This is a genomic window from Alistipes onderdonkii (assembly GCF_025145285.1).
Lineage (GTDB): Bacteria > Bacteroidota > Bacteroidia > Bacteroidales > Rikenellaceae > Alistipes > Alistipes onderdonkii.
Genome location: NZ_CP102251.1, coordinates 621222 through 643375, shown reverse-complemented (window position 1 = coordinate 643375; position 22154 = coordinate 621222). Strand labels below are relative to the sequence as shown.

Below are 22154 nucleotides of genomic sequence, written 5' to 3'. Positions count from 1 at the left end.
GGCCTCTTCGTATGCAGCCTTTCGTAGCAAAAACGGCAGGTTGCGGGCTGCCGTAAAAAGTTGGTATTTTATGCTACGAAGTTAAGGCTATTTATAGGATAAATATTGTTTCTTTTTATGTATTTATTGTCTGATATTCGTATTTTATAAGGCGCCTTTGGCAATGCCCGCGCTTGGAAAGCCCGGGGTATTCCTCCGGATTCTTTGCCGGGGCGTGATGCCGGATTTGTGAGTCAGGCATCTGTAATCCGTTGTGTCATTGTCTGAAACCCTTTTTTATGGACTTCCAAATATGTAACATGCCGCAGGTGCTTTTCCCTTTTGCTTTCATTGCGGGCATGTGGCTGTGGGACACGGTATTGTCCAAGATTTTCGCCGAAGGGCTGACCCATACTTTTCCGGCATTTCCGTTTCCTCGTCCGCAATTCCTTTCGTCTGCCGCCGTTTGTCGGCCTCGGGTATTTTTGTCGGTTGCCGTATCCTGGGCATCGTCCCGGCAGTTGTCCGTGCCGTTGCTCCGCCTGGTCATTCCTGCCGCAGCCCCGATTGCCATTCCGGGTATCGTCCCGCCCTGTCATTACCCTCGTTCCCATTTTCGTTCTCGTCCGGGCGCCGAACCGGCGGGACGACGTTCCGTAACAGCGGCCCGATGTTACAGAAACGTTTTTTGCACCGGCAAAGTGTGTCCCTACGGGCTGATTTTCGCAAAAGCAGTTCCGCCAGCCCCTCTCTTTCGACCGGGGATGGCGCAAAAACGATAAATTTTGCTACCTTTGTCGCTTGTATGAAGGCATCGCTCAAAAAGATTTATGCTTCGCTCGGCGCCGACGGCCTGGTGGTTTTGTGGCTCGGCGTATGGTGGGTGTGCAACCTCCTGCAGGCCGGTTTCTCCGAACTGGCCAACGACGAGGCGTACTACCATATGTTCGCCGAAAACCTCGCCTGGGGATATTTCGACCATCCGCCGATGACCGCCTTGCTGGTCTGGCTCGGAGAGCACCTTTTCGGGGGCGAACTGGGCGTGCGGTTTTTCTTCACGGTGCTGCAACCGCTCTACCTTTATATTTTGTGGCGTATAATCCGTCCCGCGGATGCCGACCGGCGCGATGCGGCGCTCTTCGTCGTCCTCTCGGCCTCGACGCTGATGTTGCAGCTCTACGGCTTTATCGCCGTGCCCGACGGCCCGCTGATGATGACCACCGCGCTGTTCCTGCTGACATTCAAGCGGTTCTCCGAAAACCGCCGTTGGGCATGGCTCTGGATGGGGGTTGCCATGGCGCTGATGGCTTACAGCAAATATCACGGGGCGTTGGTCGTGCTCTTCACGCTTGCGGTGACCCCCCCCCGTGTGTTCCTGCGTCCGACCCTATATCTCAGCGGTGCGGTAGCGCTGTTGCTGCTCGTGCCGCATTTCATGTGGCAGGCCGGGCACGACTGGGCCTCGTTTGCCTACCATCTGGCGGGGCGTAATTCGGTCTTCCGGCTCAATTATGTCGCCGAATACCTGCTCAACCTGCTGGTGATTTTCAATCCCTTCTTCGTGCCGCTGTACGTGAAGGCTTGGATCGCCGTGAAGCCGCAGAGCGCCGTCGCACGTGCGCTGAAGTTTATCCCCGTGGCGTTCATCGTCTTTTTCCTGCTCTCGACATTCCGCGGCTACGTGCAGCCCCAATGGGTGATCGTCGCCGTTTTCGGTCTGATCTATACGCTTTTTACCTATGCCCGCCGGCATCCCCGCACACGGCGTTACCTGATGTGTGCCGGGCTGGCGACCATCCTCCTTGCCGGTCTGGTGCGCCTCGAAATGATCTTCAATCCGCTGGGTCTGCGTTTCGAGGTCTTCGACAATCCTGCCAGCTACGGCCGGATCGCCGGGATCGCCGGCGGCCGCCCCGTCATTTTCCGCCATGGCTATGCCGTCGCGGCCAAATACGCCTTTTATACCGGGGAGGAGGCCTACTGCCAGCCCAATATCCGTTACCGTACGCACCAGTGGCAGTTCCGCGATGACGATACGCGCTTCGCGGGACACGAGGTGCTGGTCGAAACGCCTTACGACGGGGCGGATACCACGGGCCGCGTCCGGAGCGTCGTGTTGCCCAACGGCAAACGCTTCACGTGGTTTGTCGACCCGCATTTCCATCCGACGCGCCTTGTGGATATTACCTTTACGGGGCTGCCCGAACAGGTCGCCGCGGGCGATACGCTGCGTTTGACGCTGCGGATATCGAATCCTTACCCCTATGAGATCGGGGTCTGCGGGGACAGGGCGCTCGTGATGCTTTGGAAGCACGGCCGCTTCCGTGTCGAGGAATTCGATACGGGGGAGCACTTCGAGATCCCGGCCGGGGATACAATCACGCGCGAGATGCGGTTCGTCGTCCCGGGGCAACTCTCCGGCGCCGATTTCGATGCCGGTTTCGCCCTGCGCCGCGAAGGGTACACGAATTGGTTTAACGGAAAACCCCTCCGCACGGAGGTCGTCGCACCATGATCCAGCAGTTCATCAAATTCTGTGTCGTCGGCGGTTCGGGGGTCTTCGTCGATTTCGGGGTCACCTACCTCTGCAAAGAGTGGCTGCGCCTGAACAAGTACCTGGCCAATTCGCTGGGGTTCCTCTGTGCATCGACCTCGAACTATGTCCTGAACCGCATCTGGACGTTCCATAATGAAAACCCCGACATTGCCGGGCAATACCTCCGTTTCCTCGGTATCGCGGCAGTCGGGCTTATGGTCAACAACCTCACGATCTATCTGTTGCATGAACGCTGGAAGCTGAATTTCTACCTGGCTAAATTGTTTGCCATCGGGGTCGTCACCTTCTGGAACTTCTTCATGAACTATTTCTTCACGTTCTGACTCCCGGGGCGTTGTGGCTCCGCGGTAACGCCAGTTCGCATGAAAGCCGGCCTCGCGGGGAGGCCGGCTTCCGTATTTTTGCCGGATGGCCGTCACTTGTTTTTCGCGCTCCTGATCGAACGAAACGGAAGTCCCAGCACGCCGAAGAACGCTTCGCGGAAAATGCCGCCGCTCATCTTCGAGGTGCCCTCGCGGCGTTCGACGAAAATGATCGACACCTCCTTGAGTTTCAGTCCCAGCCGCCATGCCGAGTATTTCATCTCGATCTGGAAGCCGTATCCCTTCATCTTCACGGCGTCGAGGTCGATCGTCTCCAGCGCATGGCGCGAGTAGCAGACGAACCCCGCCGTCGCATCGCGCAGGGGCATGCGGGTCACGATGCGTACGTACATCGAAGCGAAGTAGGACATCAGCAGACGCGACATCGGCCAGTTCACGACGTTCACGCCCTGCACGTAACGCGAACCGACCACCACGTCGTTCCCTTCGGCCGCAGCCTGGTACAGCCGTACCAGATCGTCGGGATTGTGCGAGAAGTCGCAGTCCATTTCGCAGATATAGTCGAACCCGTTGTCCAGTCCCCAGCGGAACCCCGTCAGATAGGCTGTGCCCAGCCCCTGCTTGCCGCTGCGTTCCAGCAGGTGCAGCGTCGCAGGGAATTCCTGCTGGCGCTTTTTGACGATCGCTGCGGTGCCGTCGGGCGAACCGTCGTCGATGACGAGCATTTCGAAAGCCTCGGGCAGCGAGAAGACCTTGTCGATCATCGCCGAAATATTCTCTTTCTCGTTGTATGTCGGGATAATTACCAGTTTGCGCATAGGGGCTCGTTTTGGAATTTCTTACACAAAGGTAACATTATTTTGCAAATCTGCGCCGCACGCCCCGTTTTTCTGCCTGCAGCGGCCACAGCGGTTTTACCCGGCAGGTGCGGCCGTTTTGCCGGTCGGGAGCTGCCTTCCGGTTATTTGCGCCGTTTCATGGCGCGGATCGCCTGTTTGTCCGTGTCGCTTACGCGCAACGATTCGATGATCTTTTGCAGCGATTTGTTGAATGTCCAGTCGTCGAGCGAGCAGCTGCCGAGCCACTCGTGTGTCCGCTGCGGAAATTTTACATAGCAGACCGACACCGCCCATGCCACGGCCATCCGGGCGTAGTAGGCTTCGTGGCGGACGCCGTCGAGCAGTTGCAGCAGTGCCTCGAGGTGCTCCCCGTCGACGAAATTCCCCAGCCCCGTCACCACGGCGAAACGCACGTCGTATTCGGCTTCGGATCGGAAATAGGGTTGTATGAATTCCCACATCGGCTGCCGTTCGGCTGCCTTCAGGCGCCAGCAGAAACAGTCGCAGACCGCCCAGTTGTCGATTTTGGGCACGAAGCGCGCCACATACTCCAGCTTCTCGGCCGGCGTGCAGCGGGCGCAGCCGATCACCAGCCCCTGCAACATCCGCTCCTCGAAATAGAAATCCTCGGCTTCGGCCAGGTATGTGCGCCAGTCGCCTGCGGCGATTTCGCGGGCTATTTTGCGCAGTACCGGCAGGCGTATGCCCAATATGTTTTCCACGCCCGGCATCAGTGCCGCGGTGAATTTCATGTATTTCGGCTCCTGGAGTTCGAGCAGTTGGGCGCGGAGGGTCATCGTTTCCGGGATTCGGGGCTATGCCGCCACGGGCAGGGCGGGTCGCCGTGTGCGGTTATTGTTTTTTCGTGACGGTGCGGTAGCAGCCGATGCCGCTCACCTCGGTCGATACCTCGCCGATCAGGGGCGCTTTGGCATTCACCCCTGTCTGCACCATGATGAAGTCGACCTGTGAGAGGTTGGCCGGGGCGCCATCGGCCGTTACGGCGTCGCTGATCCGCAAGCGGTTGGTCATGCCGGTGCGGTCGGAGGCCGAATAATTGTCGGCGTACCCCCATGCAAAAGCTTCCATCGTCCATTTTCCCCCGGATTCCCCGATATTGTTCGGCAGCCGTGTTCCTGCGAATGTGATTTCATTCTCCACGATCCATTCGGGGTAGTAGGCCTGCGTATGTTCTTTCACACGGTCGATCGTGCCGTTGCCGTTCTGGTTGTCCTTCCATGTCACCTCATCACCCGCCTCGGCTGGGCGGATATAGGTGATTTTGTAATCGCGGATCGTTTCGGCGTTGTCGTATTCGCTGCCCCGCAGTTCGTACCATGTATCGTTGGGCGCTCCGTCTCCGTTGGCGTCCTGCGACACCCACACGATGCCCGGTTCGGACGACGTGTCGAACTGGTTGCCTTTGACGTAGAGGTCGTATCCGCCCGTGTTGGGTACGGGTTCCGCGAAGGCCGCCACGATGCGGCCTCCCCAGCCGCCGAGCGAAACCCAGTTATTCGAAGCGATGCGGTTCGCAGCATAGCTGCATGCGTCTGCCGCCGATGCCACATGGTCGAACCCGGCCATCGTGCCGTTGATGAACTGGCCCGGTGCCGGGGTGTATTCGAGGATCGTGGCGACGGGCTCCTGAATCTGTGTGGTCGTGGTCTCTTCGCCGGAATTGCAGGCGGCGAAAAGAAACGCCGCGAGCGGGAATGCATATTTTTTCATGTTTTCCATAATTTTTTACGGTTTCGGCCGGGATTCGGCCCGGGTATTCCCCGGGCTTGCCGGCGCCCGGGCTCCTGCCTCTCCCCTCCCCGGGCATTTTCTCCGCGCCGGAGGGGGCTGTCCGCCACTGCACCGGTCGCCCGGCGTACGATCCGCCGCAGGGTGGCACGGGGCCGCGTCGGGGTGTCGGTTTGCCTGCCTGTCCCGAACGGGACAAAAGTAATCTTTTTTCGGCATATGGCAGCCGGGATACGGGCAAAAAGCCGGGGTTTCGAAAAAAAGATTAACTTTGTGAAAAATATCCGGGAAACATGGCGGTCGAAATAGAGTGTGTGACAGAGGTATCCGACGAACTCGCCGAGGCGTTCGCAAGGCTCATGCCTCAGCTTTCGCCCCGGCTGGGGGCACTCTCCCGCCAGGCCATGGAACGTGTTGTGTGCAGCGATGGCGCGGCGCTGTTCGCTGCCCGGCTGGATGGCCGGATCGCCGGGGTGCTGACGCTGGTGTGGTACGACGTACCCTCGGGCCGGAAGGCATGGGTCGAGGATGTGGTGGTCGATGCCGCAGCCCGCGGCTGCGGTGCCGGCGAGGCGCTCGTGAAGGCTGCCACGGAGCATGCCGCCCGCATCGGTGCCGCGAAGGTGATGCTCACCTCGAACCCTGCGCGCGAAGCTGCCCGGGCCCTTTACCGTAAAATCGGATTCGAAGAGGCGGGGACTACGGTTTTCGTCTTTAAAACAGATAGGAAATGAAAAAAATCGTGAAGATTGTGGCCATTGTCGTGGCCGTTGTTCTGGTGGCGGCTTTTGTCGCCCCGATGTTGCTGAGGGGGAAGATCGCCCAGATCGTGAAGCGCGAAGCCAATGAGATGCTCGACGCACGGGTCGATTTCGAAAAACTCGACATCAGCCTGCTGCGCCATTTCCCGCGCGCGTCGCTCGACCTGAAAGGACTGACCGTCGTGGGCGCGGGGCCGTTCGAAGGCGATACGATCGTTGCCGCGAACCGCATATCGGTCGTCGTGAACCCGATGTCGCTGTTCGGCGACGACGGGTTCGAAGTGACGAAGGTCATTCTCGCCGAACCGGCGCTGCACGCGCATAAACTCGCCGACGGCAAGGTCAACTGGGACATCGTGAAGGCTTCGGGGGAGGAACCAGCCGCCGGGGAAGTGTCTTCGGAGGAAGGGTCTTCGTCGTTCAGCCTCTCGATCCGCGATTTCAGGATCAGCGACGCGACGATCCGCTATGAAGACGATTCGACGGGCATGCGTTTTTCGACGGCACCCCTCTCCCTCCGCCTGCGGGGCGACATGTCGGCCGACCAGACCGACCTCGACCTGCGGCTTACGGCCGGTGCCGTGCGGCTGGTTTCGGGCGGGGTTCCGCTGCTGAGCGGCGCCGAGGCGGAGCTCGACGCCGTGATCGCGGCCGACCTGAAGAACAACCGTTTTACCTTCTCCCGGAACCGTCTGCGCCTCAATGCGATCGAGCTTACGCTCGACGGCTGGGCCGAAATGAAGGACGATGCCGTGGCTATGGATATTACGGCCGGATGCGACAAGGTGCAGTTCAAGGACGTGCTTTCGCTTGTCCCGGCATTCTATACCCGCGATTTCCGCAACCTGTCCGCCTCCGGCGAACTTTCGATGGCGCTGTGGGCCCGTGGCGAGATGCGCGGGGCGGCGCTCCCGGCCTTCGAACTCAAGACCGAGGTGCGCAACGGCAGTTTCCAGTATTCGTCTTTGCCCAAGGCGGTCGACGGAATCAATATCGCCGCACGGATAGCCAACCCCGGCGGCGTCATGGACAAGACCGAGGTAGACCTTTCGAAATTCACGCTCCGCATGGCGGGAAACACGCTTTCGGCATCGCTCTATGCGACGAACCTGGTCAGCGATCCGGTATTCCGTGCCGCGGCCGACGGACGGGTAGACCTGGGGGCGGTGAAAGAGGTTTACCCGCTCGGTGAGGATGTAGCCCTGAGCGGACTGATTAGCGCCGACGTGAAGGTTTCGGGGCGCATGTCCGATGTCGAGAAGGCCCGTTACGGGCAGATCGGGGCCTCGGGGACATTCGTCGTCGAGAAACTCGGCCTCTCCATGCCCGGCCTGCCCGCGGTGCATATCCGCCGTGCCGCGGCTACGATCACCCCGGCGTCGATGACGCTGGGCGAGTTCGGCGTGACCGTGGGTAAGAGCGACCTTGCGGCCAACGGCCAGCTTACGGGGTATATCGGCTACCTGCTGCGGGGCGACAAGCTCGCCGGGCGCCTTTACGTGAAATCCGACCTGCTCGACCTGAACGAGATCATGGATGCCATGCCGGCCGACGAAGAAACCGCCGGCGGGGAAGCTGCTGCCCAGGCGCCCGCCGAGTCCCCTGCTCCCGCGCAGGCGCTCGAAGTCCCGCGCAACCTCGACCTTTCGCTCAATACCGAGTTGCAGAAGGTGTTGTTCCAGAAGATGACCATCGGCGGCATCACCGGCGAAATGCGCATGGCGGACGGAACTTTGTCGCTCAGCCGTCTGCGTATGCAGCTCTTCGGAGGTACGGCTACCGCATCGGGCAGCTACTCGACGGCCTCCGATCCGCAGCGCCCGGCGCTGAAACTCTCGCTGGGGCTTTCGGGGGCATCGTTCTCCAAGACCTTCGACGAGTTGGAGATGGTGCAGAAACTCGTCCCGGTCTTTGCCAAGACGGGCGGCGACTATTCGCTTTCGCTCGATATGTCCGCGACGCTCGATGCGCAGATGTCGCCCGACCTGCAGTCGGTCAACGCCACGGGCGAGATCAAGTCGGCCAATATCCGCATCCAGAACATTGAGGCGTTCGATGCACTGGCCAAGGCGCTCAACAACGACAACCTGCGTAAGATCGAGGCCAAGGACGTGGCTATCCGCTTCGCCATCCGCGACGGACGTATCGCTACGGAGCCTTTCGACCTGAAGATGGGCGACATCAGGATCAACATGTCGGGTTCGACGGGGCTCGACCAGACCATCGACTATACGGCCAAGGTAGCCCTCCCGGCCGGTTCGACGGGCGGTATCCTGCAATCGGTCAACGTCGGTATCGGCGGCACGTTCACCTCGCCCAAGATCACGCTCGGTGTGAAGGAGGCTGCCGAGCAGGCCGTGAAGAACGTCGTCGACCAGCAGATCCAGAAGCTCACGGGCAGCGAGTCGCTCGGCGAGGAGATCCGCAAACAGGCCGACAACCTCCGGGCCGAGGCCAGGAAGGCGGGTGAGAAACTCGTCGAGGCCGCCCAGGTGCAACGGACGAAGCTTATCGACGGTGCGAAGGAGAAAGGTGCGCTAGCCAAGCTGGCTGCCGAGAAGGCCGGGGACAAACTGGTCGAGGAAGCCCGCAAACAGGCCGACAAACTTGCGGTCGAGGCCGATAAACAGATCGAAAAACTCACGGCGAAGCAGGAATAAACGATGCTTGTCATTTTTGCCGTCATCATCGGAGGAATCATTACGGGGCGCCTGCTGTCGAGCTGGCGCCTCGTATTCGTCTCCCGTATGATCACCGTGATTATATGGCTCCTGCTGTTCCTGCTGGGACTGGAGGTCGGTTCCGACCCTGCCGTCGTGGGCGGTATGGCGACCCTCGGACGCACGGCCTTTGTCATCTTCGCATGCTCGGTCGCGGGCAGTATCTGTATGTCGTGGCTGTTGTGGCGCTGCGTCCGGCGCCGGGACGCTGTGCCCGACGGGGGCGGTGCGGAATCGCCGGGACTGCCTGCCACGGCTGCGGATTTCCCGCGAGGGGCGGCAGGCGGCCAGGCCGCAGCTGGCGGGGACACCCGACCCCTTTCCGTATGGGGCGCCTTGCGGGGGAGCCTCGTGATCGTCGCCTTTTTCGTCGCAGGGTGTCTGGCGGGGTTGTTCTCCGCCTTGCCGTTCGACGTGGCGGGGTCGCGCCTCAGCACCTATGTGCTCTATGCCCTGATGTTTTGCGTGGGGATCACCCTCGGCAGCGATACGGCCCTTGCGGGGCGTGTGCGGCGGCTCGATCCGCGGCTGGCGCTGCTGCCCGTGATGACGGCCGTCGGTACGCTGGCCGGCGCTGCCTTGTCGACACTGCTCTTGCCGCCGCTTACGGCCGGGGACACGATGGCCGTCGGCGCTGGGTTCGGCTACTACTCGCTTTCGAGTATCTTCATCGCCGATTTCCGGGGCGCGGAGCTGGGAACGGTGGCATTGCTCTGCAATGTCATGCGCGAGCTGTTCACACTGTTGGCCGCACCCCTTGTCGCCCGGTGGTTCGGGCCGCTGGCCGCCGTCTCGATCGGTGGAGCCACGACTTTCGATACCACCCTGCCGATCATCACGCAGTCCGCAGGGAAACCCTATGCCGTGGTGTCGATCTTCCACGGCTGCGTGCTCGATTTCAGCGTCCCGTTCCTGGTGACGTTCTTCTGCACGATGTAAATTCGGATACGGATGCCCTTCCAGAGCGCTTTTGCCGCTGTCACGGCAAAAAGTCCCCGCCACAGCGGGCTGGGATGGACGGCAATAAACACGGCGGAACGCCGTGGACGTTTTGTGGTTATCTTTTTATGTAGGTCTGCAATGCCGCGACGTATTCGGCGAAGGCATCGCGCCCGGTGTCCGTGATGCGGCAGACCGTGCAGGGCATCTTCCCGCGGAAGGTCTTTTCGATTTCGATGTAATCCGCCTTCGCCAGCTTGTCCAGCTGTACCGAAAGGTTGCCCGCCGTGGCTCCGGTCTGCTGCCGGATAAAGACAAAGTCGGCGCTCTCGACCCCGATGAGGATCGACATCACGGCCAGTCTCAGTTCCGAATGCAGCAGCGGATTCAGTTCTTTGAACATTGCTTGCGGGTTATGTGGCGGAGGATAAAACCGGGTAGCAGTACGAGCAGTATGCCATGGGCGGAGAGTTCGAGCATCCACGTCCCGCCTTGGGCGTCGAACGGCACACGGAACGTATAGTTGAAAGCCATGATGAGCTCGAAGATCGAGAGCATCAGCAGCGCTGCGAACGACCCCGATTGCTGGGAGCCTTTCCCCCGGTAGAATTCGGCGGTGATAGCCAGTGCCGTGCCGAGCAGCAGCTGCATGACGCCTACGGGGTTTATCGTATTCCCGGGGATGGTTACGGCATAGACGATCGCGGCGGCCGAGATCATCGCCGGCATGCCCCATATCAGGATCAGCAGGTCGTCGAACCCCGTGCGGACGAGGGCCTTCCGCCGCGAATTGCGAACCGTCCAAATATAGCCGCAGACCAGCGGTGCCAGCCAGCTCCACAGTACGCGCACGTCGCCTGTCCAGTGGTAAAGCCCGTATTCGGCCAGCGCCGTGAGGCTGAGCAGCGCTCCCCAGAAGATGAACAATTCGCCCCGCACGTAATTCATGCGGCGCATATTGCGGTCGAAGACGCGGGCGATGATGTCCAGCGCTTCCGTTTCGGATATTTTCTGTCCGTTCATTGCGTTATCCGTTCGTATGGTTCGACTTGTAGTTGAGGATATGCCCCGGGATAATCATCATCACGACGAATCCGACGGCGAAGAGGGTGGGCATCCAGTACCCGCTCACGATGAGCGAAACGGGAGCCAGGACGATCGCCGCCGCACCGCCGGCGGTCGCCGGGCGGAACCGGATGATCAGCCCCGTGATCGTGGTTCCCATGCCCATCGTCAGCAGGATGATGAACAAGATCGGCAGCCGTATCTGGCTGAATAGCGTGAGCATACTGACGAACCACGCCGTAAGGCCCGTCACCATCCATACGTTGTTGATGACGCGGTCGACGAACGTGCTGACTTTGCCCTCGGTATGCTTGTCGCGTGTCAGCCACATCAGCAATGCGCCCAAAACGGGGAGCACCATCCACAGGATATTCCATTTCGGATCCTGGAAATAGTATACCGCACCCATGACCAGGAGCGTCGTGAAGACGGTCACGTAACCCCAGACCAGGAACGGCCGTCCCGAGTTGCGCACCATGCGGTTGCGGGTATTGTCGATCATGCGGCTGATGAGCGCGATGCTCTCGGCGGCATTCAGTTGCTTGTCTTCCATAGCGATGTGTTTTTGCGTCCGTTTCATGTCGTTTCAGTTGTCTCCGTTTGTTATCCGCCCTTCGTCCGCATCGCGCCTTACCTGCCGCCTGAGTGCATAGCCGGCACCCGTGAGCCCGATGAGGATTGCCGCGGCGAATTGCAGCAGGTTGTAGTCGGGGTCGGCATTGAGCCACGAGTCGCGGGTAATGCCGAAGCCGATCGGCACGACGATGCATGACGCGTAGTACATGTATCTGTTGCGGATCACCTGCCCCGAGATGAAGAGGCCGGCGCCGATCAGCAGCAACGCGGGGAAGAGCGGGTCGACTGTCCGGGTGTCGTACCCTAAGACCAGGATCGCCGACAGGACGATCAGTGCCGCTATGCAGCCCCATATCTGTTCCAGCAGCCGGTCGGTGTAGCTTTTGACCTGCGGGGCGCGGGACTTGTTGTGCCACCGGGTCACTATGCCCCCGGCCGCTGCGGCTGCCAGCCACAGCCACTGCCAGGCGCGGCAGTCGGTGGTTTTCAGCAGGACGAAGATTCCGATGGCGGTTGCGGCCAGCAGGTATCCCCACAGGAGGAACAGGTTGCTGCTGCCGAATGAGAGCCGGCGGCGGGTGCCGCGGATCATTTGCTGGATGAGTTCGATGCTCTGGTTTGCGTTGAGGTTTTTGTCTTCCATGGCGGACGGTCGGTTACGGGGGATAAAGTTACGAATTAATTTTTATTGTTCCGTGCTTTTCACGAGGCGCTTGCGCTGGGTTTCCGCTGCGCTTTCGACGGTGCGGGCGCGGAACTTTTTGCCGGCGCGGAAATTCCAGGCCGCACCGGCTTTCCACAAACGCCCCGACCAGGCCTGCCGTGCGTCGATCGTGCGGCGCATGCCGTCGGTCAGGGATGCGAACTCCCAGTCGCAGCCGGTGATGTTCGAGAGGGTGCAGAAAAGCGTCAGGCGTTTGCCGAAGAACTGTTTTTTGACGGTCGCCGAGAGCGTGTGGCGCGGCCCGACCTCGCTGTTGCCCGAGTAAAGGCGGCTCTGGGCACGGTAGGCGGCTTCGGCGAAGAATCCGGCCGGCAGCGTGAACGAGCAGGTGGCGTCGGCGAACATCAGGTAGTGCGTCGCCGGGCTGTCGGTACTGTTGAGCCGAATGCGCTGCATCACCCCGACGGCATTGACCGAGAGGTTCCACCAGTGGGTGATTTTCGCCGGGACGCTCGCCGCCACGAACCAGTGGTTCTCCGTGTAATGGTTTTCGGGACGGATATACACGGCGTCCGGGTCGGTTGCGTCCCTGTGTGCGATTTCGCGGATCAGGTCGTGGTGCAAGTTGCCGCCCACGGTGAGCGTGTAACGGTATTTCCATACGGCCGTGAGCGAAAAACGGTGTATGTAGGTCGGCCGTAGCGAGGGGTTGCCCGACTGCCAGCTGTAATCCGATATGCGGATCCGTGCGGGGTTCAGCGCCGGGAATGCCGGGCGTTCGATGTTGCGGCTCCACTGCGCCACGAGCAGCCATGTGCGCAGGGCGTTGAGCGCGCGGCTGACCGAAACGTTTGGGAACAACCCGAAATAGGAGCGGCCGAAGGCCTGCGATGCGACGGAGGTGTATTCACCGCGCAGCCCGGCCGAAAGCTCCCACCGCCCGGCGCTGTACTCCAGCGAGGCATAGGCCGCGCCGATTTGCTCGGTGTAATGCTGGTCGTAGCCGTATTCGGGCAGTGCCTGCCATGTGCCCTGCATCTGTGCCGCGTAGCGGCTGTCGTCCGCCATGCCGTTGCGGGTGTAGCGCAGTCCCGCGCGCAGTGTCAGGCCGTGCGGCAGTTTGCGCGTAAGCCCGGCGTCGGCCGTCAGGATGTCGTACACGGAACCCGTGGCGGATTCGTAGAGCGAGTCGCGCAGGGTTCCGGGTGCGCAGGTCGTCGTATGGTAGCTGTTGTCGCCGTGGGAGGTGTAACGCGTGTAGTCGGCGATCAGTTTGAACTGCGATCCCAGCGTGTCGATCTTCCAGATGTAATTGGCGGTTGCGGTCAGGGTATTCCCGCCCATGTGCTGGCGGTAGCGGCTGTCGCTCTGAGTTTGTCCGAGTGTGGTGCGCGATAGTGTCGGCATGTGGGTGCTGCGTTCCGTGTATTCGATGTCGAAACCTGCGGTGTGTTTCGGCGTCGGGTCGAATACCGCGGAGAAATGCCCGCGCCCGTAGTTTGTGCGGCTCTTCGAATCGCTCCTGCCGGCGAAGGGCAGCGGCTGCCCGGCCTGCCCGCGGGTCTCCGTGAAGCGGCTTTGGGCAGCCGGGGTGAAGCTTCCCGACCCCGAGGCGGTGAGTGTCCAGCGCCCCGTGCGGATGCCGATGCGCCCCGTGGGGGTATAGCCCGTTATCCGGTTGCTTTGCACCGTGGAGAATTGCAGGTTGCCGTCCATGCCGCCGTCGCGTCTGCACCGCAGTGTGATGAGGATCACGCCGCCCCGGCTGTCGGCGGTGAACTCGGCGCCCGCCAGCGGTACCACCTCGATGCGGGCGATGTCGGCTGCGGTCAGGCTGCGCAGGTAGGAGGTGTTTTCCTCCGCCGAACCTTTCAGCTCGCGGCCGTCCACGTAGACTTTCGTACCGCCGGCGCCGTTGATCGAGATGCCGTCCTCACCCAGCCATACGCCCGGCGCCCGTGCCAGCAGTTCGGTGCCGTCCTGTCCCGCGAGTGCGGGCGTATTCCCGATGCTGACCACGAACCTGTCGGCCTGCCGCGTCACCGTCTCGGCGGTCACCGTCACCTCGCTGATTCCGAGAGGTGCAAGGGGCAAATCCCCGAGGTCGGTATCCGCTGCGGCGACGCATACCTCCTGTTCGAAGGGGTGGTAGGCGACGTGCCGCAGTACGAGCGTGTAACGGCCCGTATCCGCCGTGAGCACGAAGCCCCCTGCGTCGTCGGTCGTCGTACCCGCTGCCTGGCGTCCGTCGCGCAGCAGCACGGCCGTGGCGTAGCCGACCGGGCTGCCGCCCTCCAGAGCGCGCCCCCGGAGGGTATGTTGAGCCGCGGCCGGGATCGTCGCGGCGAGCAGCAGTGCGGTGAGCAGCGGGCGGTACATGCGCCTATTCGTTTTCGGTGGCAGGATAGTAGAGCTTCAGCGTGGCCGTGTTGTGCTCGGCGGGAAGCTTGCATTTTCGGGTGGCGTAGCCTTCGGCAGGGCCGCGGTCGCCCATCTTCAGCTTGTAGTCGCCGTCTTCGTCGTGGAAGAGCGAAAGCTCGGCCGCATCAGCTTCGATGCCTTCGAGCGTCACGACGACTTTGCCGGCCTTTGCGGCCGCCATGCCGTAGACGGGCTGTTCCTGCCCGGCGACCTTGGCCATGACGAGGATGTTGCCCTTGTCGTTGCGAATGTCCGATACGGTGACTTCGAGCGTTTTGGCCGAGACGGCCGTGGAGGCCAGCATGAAGCTGGCGGCCAGTAACAGGTGTAAGGTTTGCATAACCGGGATTTTTATGGGTTTGACGTTAATCTTTGTCCTCGTCGCAGCCCGTCAGGTACCAGACCAGCGAGAGGATCAGGTTCAGCCCCCAGCCGGCCATGACCCATACCACCCACCAGTAGTGGGGCGAGGTGTACCAGTTGACGAAGGCGAGGAACGCGCATACCGCGACGTAGGTGGTGATGCGGCGGGCGAACCAGCGGCCGAAAAGGCGGCGTTTGTCGGTGGTGTTTTCCAGAAGTTCCATAGGTTTGCGGTGTGAAATGACTCTCTTGGTTTATAAATCTATTGCAAATATAAAATAGTTTATGAAATAAACCAAATTTCCGGACAGGAATTTTCGAAAAAATTCGATACCTATATTAACAGCCGGGTCGTTTTTATGCGCGCGGGGTATTCCCGGTTGCCGGAAAAAATGTAAATTTGCGGGAAATTGATACCTGCCCGATATGAAGAAACTCATTTTGTCCCTTATTTGCCTTGCCGCCGCATGGGGTGCCGCGGCCAAGGTCGAACTGCCCGAGATCATCGGCAGCGACATGGTGCTCCAGCAAAATGCCCAATGCCACCTCTGGGGCTGGGCCGATCCCCGGGCCACGGTGCGGATCGAGACCTCGTGGGGTGCCGAATGCACCGTGCGAAGCGATGCCGACGGCCGTTGGTCTGCGCTGGTGAACACCCCGGCCGGCAGTTACGAGCCGCAGCAGGTGACGATCGTAAGCGGCGATAGGGTCGTGCTCGACAACGTGCTGATCGGCGAAGTCTGGTTCGCCGGCGGGCAGAGCAATATGGAGATGCCGCTCCGCGGGTTCAATAACTGTCCCATCGCCGGGGCCAACGAGATCATAGCCCGTGCGGGGAGTATGCGCGACAGGCTCCGCTACGTGAAAATACCCCTCACGGCGGCCTATACGCCCCAGGAGCGGGTTCCGGGGAAATGGAGGCCATGTACGGTGGAGACCGCGCCCGATTTCACCGCCACGGGTTATTTCTTTGCCGAACTGCTCAGCGACGTGCTGGACGTGCCTGTCGGCATTGTCGACTGCACGTGGGGCGGAACCCGCGTCGAGGGCTGGACGAACCGCGAGATACTGGAAACCTATCCCGATATCGACCTGACGGAAAAAGGCATCGAGGCCACGACCCACTGGCTGCGCCCGATGGTGATGTACAATGCCATGCTGCATCCGGTGGCGGGGTATACCGTCCGCGGCTTCCTGTGGTATCAGGGCGAATCGAACGTAAACCAGTATAAGGACTATGCTGTCCGCCTTTCCAACATGGTAGGGCTGTGGCGTTCGCTCTGGAAGCAGGGCGATATCCCGTTCTATTACGTCGAGGTCGCCCCCTTCGCCTATGGCAGCGGCAACGGCCCCTATCTGCGCGAAGCGCAGTGGGAGGCACGGGAACTCATCCCCAACAGCGGCGTGATTTGCACGAACGACCTGGTGGAACCCTACGAGGCAACCAATGTCCACCCCAAGAATAAACGCGACGTAGGGCACAGGCTGGCCTTCATGGCACTCAACAAGACCTACGGTTTCTCAGATATCGCCTGCGAAAGCCCGCGGTTCAGGTCGATCGAGATCCGCGACGGCAAGGCTTACGTTGCCTTGTCCCATACCGAAGAGGGGTTCAGCCGCATGGAGGATATCCGCGGGTTCGAAGTGTGCGGCCCCGACCGGGTATTCCATCCTGCCGATGTGGCGGTGGACAGGCGGAAACTGCTGCTGGTCATCTCGTCGAAGGAGGTTGTCCGCCCGGTTGCCGTGCGGTACGGGTTCCGCGATTTCATGCCCGGCAACCTGGCCAACATCCGGGGTCTACCGGTCGTGCCGTTCCGCACGGACGATTTCTGAATGCTTGTGATACCGTAACAGGAAACCCGCCTCCCGGCGGGTTTCCTGTTTATTTGGCGGGTATTTCTTTCAGTACCACGTCCACCCATTCGGGATGGCGGCGGATATATTGGGCGACGAAGGGGCACTGGGGGATCATTTGTATTTTCTTGGCGCGCAGATCCTCCAGTACGTCGTGCACCAGCTCGGCGCCGATGCCCTGCCCTTCGTATTTTTCAGGGACTTCGGTGTGTGTCAGGATAATGAATCCCTGGGTTTTGATGTATTCGATGATGGCGATGTCGTCGCCCAGGTCGAATTCGTAGCGCTTTTCGTCGGCATTGTCGACCAGCGAGTGTTTTCTTTTTTCCATAACCTTGTGCTTTAGATAGTGGCTTTGCTTCTTCAAATATAGTTCCTAATCGGGAAAAATGTTACTTTTGCCACCAAAAGTATCACAAATTTGGTAAAAAGGCAAATGTAAGCATTGGTATTGATAATCAGGTAGTTTTTCTATCCAGTTCACTCTATACAGGTTGTCGAATCGGTAGTCGGCGGCATCGTCAAGCGTGGGTTCAGTTACCAAAGCATTACCTCGTTCGGGAATGCCTTTTATTTCCTAAAATAGTGATTTACCGTCTATTGCATTTCCATTCATCTTGACCGAAGACTCTGCGGAAATTAGTTTTGTATCCCTAAAAAAGCAGAGTTATGCGCAGCACATTCAAGGTTCTGTTCTACCTGAAAAGGAACAAGAAAAAAACACAGTCTGCGGTTCCCCTCATGGGCCGCATCACGGTCAACGGTACTATTTCGCAATTCAGTGCGAAGCTCACGGTTCCGGAGCGTTTGTGGGAAGTCCGCGGCGGCCGTGCCAAGGGGCGGAGTCTCGAAGCCGACCGTATCAACCGCCATCTGGACGATATCCGCTCGCAGCTCGACCGTCATTATCGGGATATCCGCGACCGGGAAAGCTATGTGACGGCCGAGAAGGTGAAGAACGCCTGGCTGGGATTCGGGAAGCGTTACCGCACCCTGCTGTCCACTTTCCGCAGCTTTACGGACGACCTGCACGGCCGTATCGGCGTCGACCGTTCGAAAAACACGTGGTACCGTTATCTTGCCACGATGAAACACCTGCAAGCGTTCCTTACTGTAAAATACCGTGTGAGCGACATCGCCCTTGCCGAACTGGAACAGTCGTTCATCGAACAGTTCCATGTCTACCTGAAGACGGAACGGGCGCTTAAACTCACGAGCATCTGCCGTTATCTGGACTGCCTGATCAATGTGGTCAAGATTGCCTTCAACGACGGGATCATGCCCCGCAACCCGTTCGCCTCGTACCGATACAACGAACCCGCACCGGAACGTGCCTTCCTGAACGAGACAGAGATTCTCACGCTTCAGCATGCCGCGCTCCGCACGAGGAAACAGCGTGTGATCCGCGACCTGTTCCTCTTCTCCTGCTTTACGGGCATCTGCTACGCGGATCTGAAAACCCTTGCATGGAAACAGTTCGGACAGGATACACACGGCGACTGGTGGGTCACAGGCAACCGTTGCAAGACGGACACGCAGTATGTCGTCAAACTGCTGCCTGCGGCCCTGTCCATTTTGGAACGTTATCGGGACGGTGCGGATCGCGTCTTCGCGTTCATGCCGCATCTGAATACGGTGGACCGCTCCCTGAAACGGATCGCAGTCTTATGCGGCATCGACAAGAAGCTGACCTTCCATGTCGGACGCCATACCTATGCCACGACGATCTGCCTGATGAACGGCGTGTCGCTGGAAACGCTCTCGAAGATGCTGGGGCACAAACGCATCACCACGACGCAGACCTATGCGAAGGTGACCCAGCCGATGATCGACCGGGAGGTGGAGATGCTCAAGGAGAAGCTGGCGGATAAATTTATGGCTGTATAGAAATAGCAGACAGTTGGGAAAAACGATACGGAGCCATGTGAGAACAGCATATATCGTCTCACCCTTCAAAACAAAAAAGTCTGATATATCCCTGTAATCTCTTTCCGCCGGCAGGGAATTAAACGCCGGAGATGAAAATCCGCAAGGCCATGCGAATCGCCCGAGGGGCGAGCCTTGCGTATTTCCATCCCCGGCATTTTGCTGAACGCTACCGTCGGAAAAGGAGGCTTTCTGCGCCCCGGACGGCACCCAACGGGCGTTTGCTCCACAGCACGCATATCTGAACTTTGATAGTCGCAGTCTACGACAAGCACGTCATGCCTCAAAGTGTAATGCAGGTAACTGGCGAGCAGTACCGTGAAGGTTGATTTCCCACGCCGCCTTTTGGATGGCAGATTGAAATACTCGGATTGGCAGAAATATAGAAATATTTCTCTAAGCATCGCTTTATCCCTTTATCTGAAAAATCACCTGCATCCATAATTGACTGTCTGTCCATCTGCCGGAATAACTCTTTCTGCCGTTCCAATTCGCATTGTCTGTTCAAAACGGTCGTCTATTGTTCTTCTTCTCGTGGAGATAATTCAGCTCGTCGCGGTAAATGTCCATGACAAATCGCAGCATATTGTCGACCAAGACCGTAAGCCTTGTACTCTCATTCCCTAACAGGTGGAGTATTTCCGATACTTTGTGCTTGGTTCGGGTACTGACATAGATCGCCGATCGGTTGCGGCAATCCACCGGCGCGAAGAAGGTGCGTTCGAAATCCGGCAGCGCGAGCTTTTTACGACGGAATCCGGCCGGTTCCTTTACGCCACTCGTTTGGGTGTCGACATTTGTTTTTTCAGCAACCGCTACCGATGCTACGGATGCAGTTGCCGATGTCTTTTCCTCGGGATCGTCCGTATTTTCCTCTTCCGGTTCGGAAATCCGGCGGACGACTTTCGAATCCAAAGAAGCTTGTCCGGCGATCATCTGACGCATCAATTCTTCGTCGACTTCGATACGGGAACGTTTCGGAGGTTCTGTTGCGGATTTGTCAGTTTCTTTTAATGAATCCATGGTACAACGTTTTTAAGATTGATTGTCAGCCATACGGGCATAGAGCATGTATGTCTGGTTTATTGGGTTAAACCATTCAAAATACCGTGTTTTATTTCGTGTGGTTTATAGCGGGATAACGACTTTTGAATCCAAAGAGGCCAGTCCGATAATCATACGGCGCACCATCTCTTCGTCGACTTCGATGCGGGGAGGCTTCGAAGACTTGGTGGCGGGTCTGGTTTGTTCTTTTAATGAATCCATGATACAACGTTTTTAAGATTGAATGTTCGTTTTGCAGTCGTAAAGCATGTGTGTGCGGTTTTATGTTTTAAACCATTCAAAATACCGTTTTCTGTTTAATGCGGTTTATATCGGAATAATGAACGGAATAAGAAAACCGACCTTTCATGCTGCAAGATACAACCGGGTGAAATACCTCGGTTCTGCTGTCCGCTCACGACCGCTCCAGTCCGCACCGATGGCTTTTTTTTGCGCCCGGACGGTTGTAATATTGCACCGGGAACCGACCCGTCCCCGGAAGCCGTAACGGAGGAGTTTTCAAACTTTCGATAGAAATTCTCCGGCGCGGATTTTTGTTTCTGCAAAGAAACAGCGAGCTGTACCTTTGTATGCCGAAAAGTTTTTCGGCATACGAAAGGTGCTCGCTCTGCGAGGCTGGGTGGCGTTCCCGAGTCACGCCACTTAAACTACCAGACTGATGACAACCACGAAAAAGAGGATCGGACGCCCGACAACGACAGATCCCAGAGTCCACAGGTATAATTTCAAACTCACCACGGAAGAGAATATCCGCTTTAAGCAGATGCTTTGTAAGGCAGGATTGGAGCATAACCGCAGCCGGTTTATCGTCAAAAGAATCTTCAACGAGGAGTTCGTCGTCGTCAAACGCGACCCTTCGAAGGTGCAGTTCATCGCCCGGCTGAACGACTTTTATTTCCAATTTCAAAAGCTCGGGAACAACTATAACCAGATCGTAAAAGCCATCAACGCGCACTTTTCCAACGTTGCTATCCCGCATCAGATCGCTATGCTGGAGCAGCGAACCCGCGAACTGAAAGCCCTCAGTATCGAGATTCTCAACCTCGCAAAACAGGCTAAGGAGTGGTTGCGAATATAAGATCGGGCTCCTCGCCCGGTGGGGCTTTGCGCTATAACAAGGAGAAAGTGGATAAGGATGAAGCCGAAGTGCTCCTCTGGCAGAAGATGCTCGAACCATACGATAAATGCGGACGCCTTGACATTGACGCCTGCATGGAGAGCTTCATGCCGTATCTCGAAGCCAACCGCAGGACTACGAACACGGTTTTCCATGCCTCGCTGAACCCTTCACCGGAGGACAGGCTGACAGACGAACAGCTCCGGAAAATCGCCTGTGAGTACATGGAACGCATGGGTTACGGCGAACAGCCTTATATCGTTTTCAAGCACAAGGACATTTCCAGAGAGCATCTCCATATCGTGTCACTGCGTGTCGATGAGCAGGGCCGCAAACTCCCGCACGATTTCGAGGCCCGGCGCTCGATGGAGATTCTGCGTGACTTGGAGCGGAAATACGGTCTGCATCCGAGCGTCAAGGGACAGGGACTGACGGACAGGGAGGGCCTGCGGAAGGTGAATTATTCCGAGGGGAATGTCAAGCAACAGATTTCGTCCGTCGCCCGGTCGTGTCTGCGAAATTACAAATGCTCGTCGTATGGAGAATTCCGCACCCTGTTGGAGCTGCTCAATGTTTCGGTCGAGGAACGTACGGGAACCGTCGACGGACGGGACTATGCCGGAGTGATTTACGGTGCCATGACCGACGATGGCTACGGTATCGGCACGCCGTTCAAATCGAGCCGTATCGGAAAAGATGTCGGCTATAAGGCCCTTCAAAAGTATTATGAGCGGTCGAAGAGCGCGTTGAAGCAGGACGGGACACTCGACCGGCTGCGGCAAACAGTCAAAGACGCCATGAGCCCGGACAATACAAGGGAAGAGTTTCGGCAACTGTTGAAAGCGGACGGTATCGATGTCGTGTTCCGCATAAATCCCGTGGGAAGGATTTACGGTGCGACCTTCATCGACCACAACGCAGGCATCGTTGCCAACGGATCGGTGCTGGGAAAAGAGTTTTCGGCCAATGTTTTCAATGAATTGTATCCGGCTCCGAAAGAGACGCAACAGGTTGCAGAACGACAGGCGGAACAGAAACATGAAGTGCAAAACCATGCCGCCAATCCTATTTCTGGCATTGTCGATACGGTATTGGATTTGGCCGACACGCAGGCTTATGAAGAACAGCAACGGCAGATGCAACAAAGGCGTAAAAAAAGACGACATCGTTCCTGATACGAAAAACGGGGTCTGATATGGATCAGATCCCGTTTCTCATTGTTCCCTGTCGGCT

22 protein-coding genes are annotated in these 22154 nt (G+C 58.6%); 9 read left to right on the top strand and 13 right to left on the bottom strand.

Annotation, left to right across the window (positions count from 1 at the left end; all coding sequences use genetic code 11):
• Nucleotides 1-784: 784 nt before the first annotated feature.
• Nucleotides 785-2494 carry an ArnT family glycosyltransferase gene (locus NQ559_RS02655; protein ID WP_018696567.1) on the top strand — a complete coding sequence of 570 codons (1710 nt, stop codon included), beginning with the start codon at nucleotides 785-787 and terminating at the stop codon, nucleotides 2492-2494.
• A complete protein-coding gene (locus tag NQ559_RS02650; RefSeq protein WP_018696566.1) occupies nucleotides 2491-2859 on the top strand; it encodes a GtrA family protein in 369 nt (122 codons plus the stop codon). The genes NQ559_RS02655 and NQ559_RS02650 overlap by 4 nt, the downstream gene beginning before the upstream one ends.
• A 92-nt stretch (nucleotides 2860-2951) precedes the next feature.
• On the opposite strand, the gene NQ559_RS02645 is transcribed toward NQ559_RS02650, so the two are convergent.
• The 3 genes from NQ559_RS02645 to NQ559_RS02635 form a co-directional block, all read right to left on the bottom strand.
• A complete protein-coding gene (locus NQ559_RS02645; protein ID WP_018696565.1) occupies nucleotides 2952-3677 on the bottom strand; it encodes a polyprenol monophosphomannose synthase in 726 nt (241 codons plus the stop codon).
• Nucleotides 3678-3820: 143 nt separating this feature from the next.
• A complete protein-coding gene (locus NQ559_RS02640; protein ID WP_018696564.1) occupies nucleotides 3821-4495 on the bottom strand; it encodes a DNA alkylation repair protein in 675 nt (224 codons plus the stop codon).
• A 55-nt stretch (nucleotides 4496-4550) separates the two neighbouring features.
• Nucleotides 4551-5429 carry a hypothetical protein gene (locus tag NQ559_RS02635; protein ID WP_026318499.1) on the bottom strand — a complete coding sequence of 293 codons (879 nt, stop codon included), beginning with the start codon at nucleotides 5427-5429 and terminating at the stop codon, nucleotides 4551-4553.
• A gap of 311 nt (nucleotides 5430-5740) precedes the next feature.
• On the opposite strand from NQ559_RS02635, the gene NQ559_RS02630 reads away from it, so the two are divergent.
• Genes NQ559_RS02630 through NQ559_RS02620 form a run of 3 tightly spaced genes read left to right on the top strand, consistent with a single transcriptional unit; the run spans nucleotide 5741 to nucleotide 9867 of the window.
• On the top strand, nucleotides 5741-6181 hold the full coding sequence (locus NQ559_RS02630; RefSeq protein ID WP_018696562.1) for a GNAT family N-acetyltransferase: 441 nt from the start codon (nucleotides 5741-5743) through the stop codon (nucleotides 6179-6181).
• Nucleotides 6178-8868, top strand: coding sequence for an AsmA family protein (locus NQ559_RS02625; RefSeq protein ID WP_018696561.1), 2691 nt, complete (start codon nucleotides 6178-6180; stop codon nucleotides 8866-8868). The genes NQ559_RS02630 and NQ559_RS02625 overlap by 4 nt, the downstream gene beginning before the upstream one ends.
• Before the next feature lie 3 nt (nucleotides 8869-8871).
• Nucleotides 8872-9867 carry a LysO family transporter gene (locus NQ559_RS02620; protein WP_018696560.1) on the top strand — a complete coding sequence of 332 codons (996 nt, stop codon included), beginning with the start codon at nucleotides 8872-8874 and terminating at the stop codon, nucleotides 9865-9867.
• A 118-nt stretch (nucleotides 9868-9985) separates the two neighbouring features.
• On the opposite strand, the gene NQ559_RS02615 is transcribed toward NQ559_RS02620, so the two are convergent.
• Genes NQ559_RS02615 through NQ559_RS02585 form a run of 7 tightly spaced genes read right to left on the bottom strand, consistent with a single transcriptional unit; the run spans nucleotide 9986 to nucleotide 15180 of the window.
• Nucleotides 9986-10270 (bottom strand): winged helix-turn-helix domain-containing protein, encoded by a 285-nt coding sequence (locus tag NQ559_RS02615; RefSeq protein WP_018696559.1) that lies wholly within the window; start codon nucleotides 10268-10270, stop codon nucleotides 9986-9988.
• Entirely contained in the window at nucleotides 10255-10890 is a 636-nt protein-coding gene (locus NQ559_RS02610; protein WP_018696558.1) for a hypothetical protein, read from the bottom strand. Before NQ559_RS02610 ends, NQ559_RS02615 begins: the two co-directional genes overlap by 16 nt.
• Before the next feature lie 4 nt (nucleotides 10891-10894).
• The gene (locus NQ559_RS02605; RefSeq protein WP_018696557.1) at nucleotides 10895-11485 is read right to left on the bottom strand and encodes a hypothetical protein; all 591 of its coding nucleotides are present in this window, start codon (nucleotides 11483-11485) and stop codon (nucleotides 10895-10897) included.
• 33 nt (nucleotides 11486-11518) lie between these two features.
• A complete protein-coding gene (locus NQ559_RS02600) occupies nucleotides 11519-12151 on the bottom strand; it encodes a hypothetical protein (RefSeq protein WP_018696556.1) in 633 nt (210 codons plus the stop codon).
• A gap of 42 nt (nucleotides 12152-12193) precedes the next feature.
• Complete coding sequence (locus NQ559_RS02595) at nucleotides 12194-14551, bottom strand: TonB-dependent receptor (RefSeq protein WP_018696555.1); 2358 nt, start codon at nucleotides 14549-14551, stop codon at nucleotides 12194-12196.
• A gap of 4 nt (nucleotides 14552-14555) precedes the next feature.
• On the bottom strand, nucleotides 14556-14933 hold the full coding sequence (locus NQ559_RS02590) for a DUF2141 domain-containing protein (protein WP_018696554.1): 378 nt from the start codon (nucleotides 14931-14933) through the stop codon (nucleotides 14556-14558).
• Between the two features lie 25 nt (nucleotides 14934-14958).
• Nucleotides 14959-15180, bottom strand: a complete 222-nt coding sequence (locus NQ559_RS02585; protein ID WP_018696553.1) for a 2TM domain-containing protein — start codon at nucleotides 15178-15180, stop codon at nucleotides 14959-14961.
• Nucleotides 15181-15382: 202 nt separating this feature from the next.
• Here NQ559_RS02585 and NQ559_RS02580 point away from each other — a divergent pair, with 202 nt between their 5' ends.
• Nucleotides 15383-16792 carry a sialate O-acetylesterase gene (locus tag NQ559_RS02580; protein WP_018696552.1) on the top strand — a complete coding sequence of 470 codons (1410 nt, stop codon included), beginning with the start codon at nucleotides 15383-15385 and terminating at the stop codon, nucleotides 16790-16792.
• A gap of 49 nt (nucleotides 16793-16841) precedes the next feature.
• On the opposite strand, the gene NQ559_RS02575 is transcribed toward NQ559_RS02580, so the two are convergent.
• The gene (locus NQ559_RS02575) at nucleotides 16842-17144 is read right to left on the bottom strand and encodes a GNAT family N-acetyltransferase (protein ID WP_018696551.1); all 303 of its coding nucleotides are present in this window, start codon (nucleotides 17142-17144) and stop codon (nucleotides 16842-16844) included.
• Nucleotides 17145-17482: 338 nt separating this feature from the next.
• On the opposite strand from NQ559_RS02575, the gene NQ559_RS02570 reads away from it, so the two are divergent.
• On the top strand, nucleotides 17483-18700 hold the full coding sequence (locus tag NQ559_RS02570; protein ID WP_018696550.1) for a site-specific integrase: 1218 nt from the start codon (nucleotides 17483-17485) through the stop codon (nucleotides 18698-18700).
• A gap of 543 nt (nucleotides 18701-19243) precedes the next feature.
• Here NQ559_RS02570 and NQ559_RS02565 read toward each other — a convergent pair.
• Together NQ559_RS02565 and NQ559_RS02560 are read right to left on the bottom strand one after the other, a co-directional pair.
• On the bottom strand, nucleotides 19244-19762 hold the full coding sequence (locus NQ559_RS02565) for a DUF3408 domain-containing protein (protein WP_018696549.1): 519 nt from the start codon (nucleotides 19760-19762) through the stop codon (nucleotides 19244-19246).
• A gap of 105 nt (nucleotides 19763-19867) precedes the next feature.
• Nucleotides 19868-20005: a hypothetical protein gene (locus NQ559_RS02560; RefSeq protein WP_018696548.1), complete on the bottom strand. Its 138-nt coding sequence runs from the start codon at nucleotides 20003-20005 to the stop codon at nucleotides 19868-19870.
• 457 nt (nucleotides 20006-20462) lie between these two features.
• Between NQ559_RS02560 and NQ559_RS02555 the strand changes: the two genes are divergently transcribed.
• Both NQ559_RS02555 and mobB read left to right on the top strand, forming a co-directional pair.
• Nucleotides 20463-20882: a plasmid mobilization protein gene (locus tag NQ559_RS02555; RefSeq protein ID WP_087401837.1), complete on the top strand. Its 420-nt coding sequence runs from the start codon at nucleotides 20463-20465 to the stop codon at nucleotides 20880-20882.
• Nucleotides 20867-22096: a conjugal transfer protein MobB gene (gene mobB / locus NQ559_RS02550; protein ID WP_259802844.1), complete on the top strand. Its 1230-nt coding sequence runs from the start codon at nucleotides 20867-20869 to the stop codon at nucleotides 22094-22096. The genes NQ559_RS02555 and mobB overlap by 16 nt, the downstream gene beginning before the upstream one ends.
• Nucleotides 22097-22154: the final 58 nt, after the last annotated feature.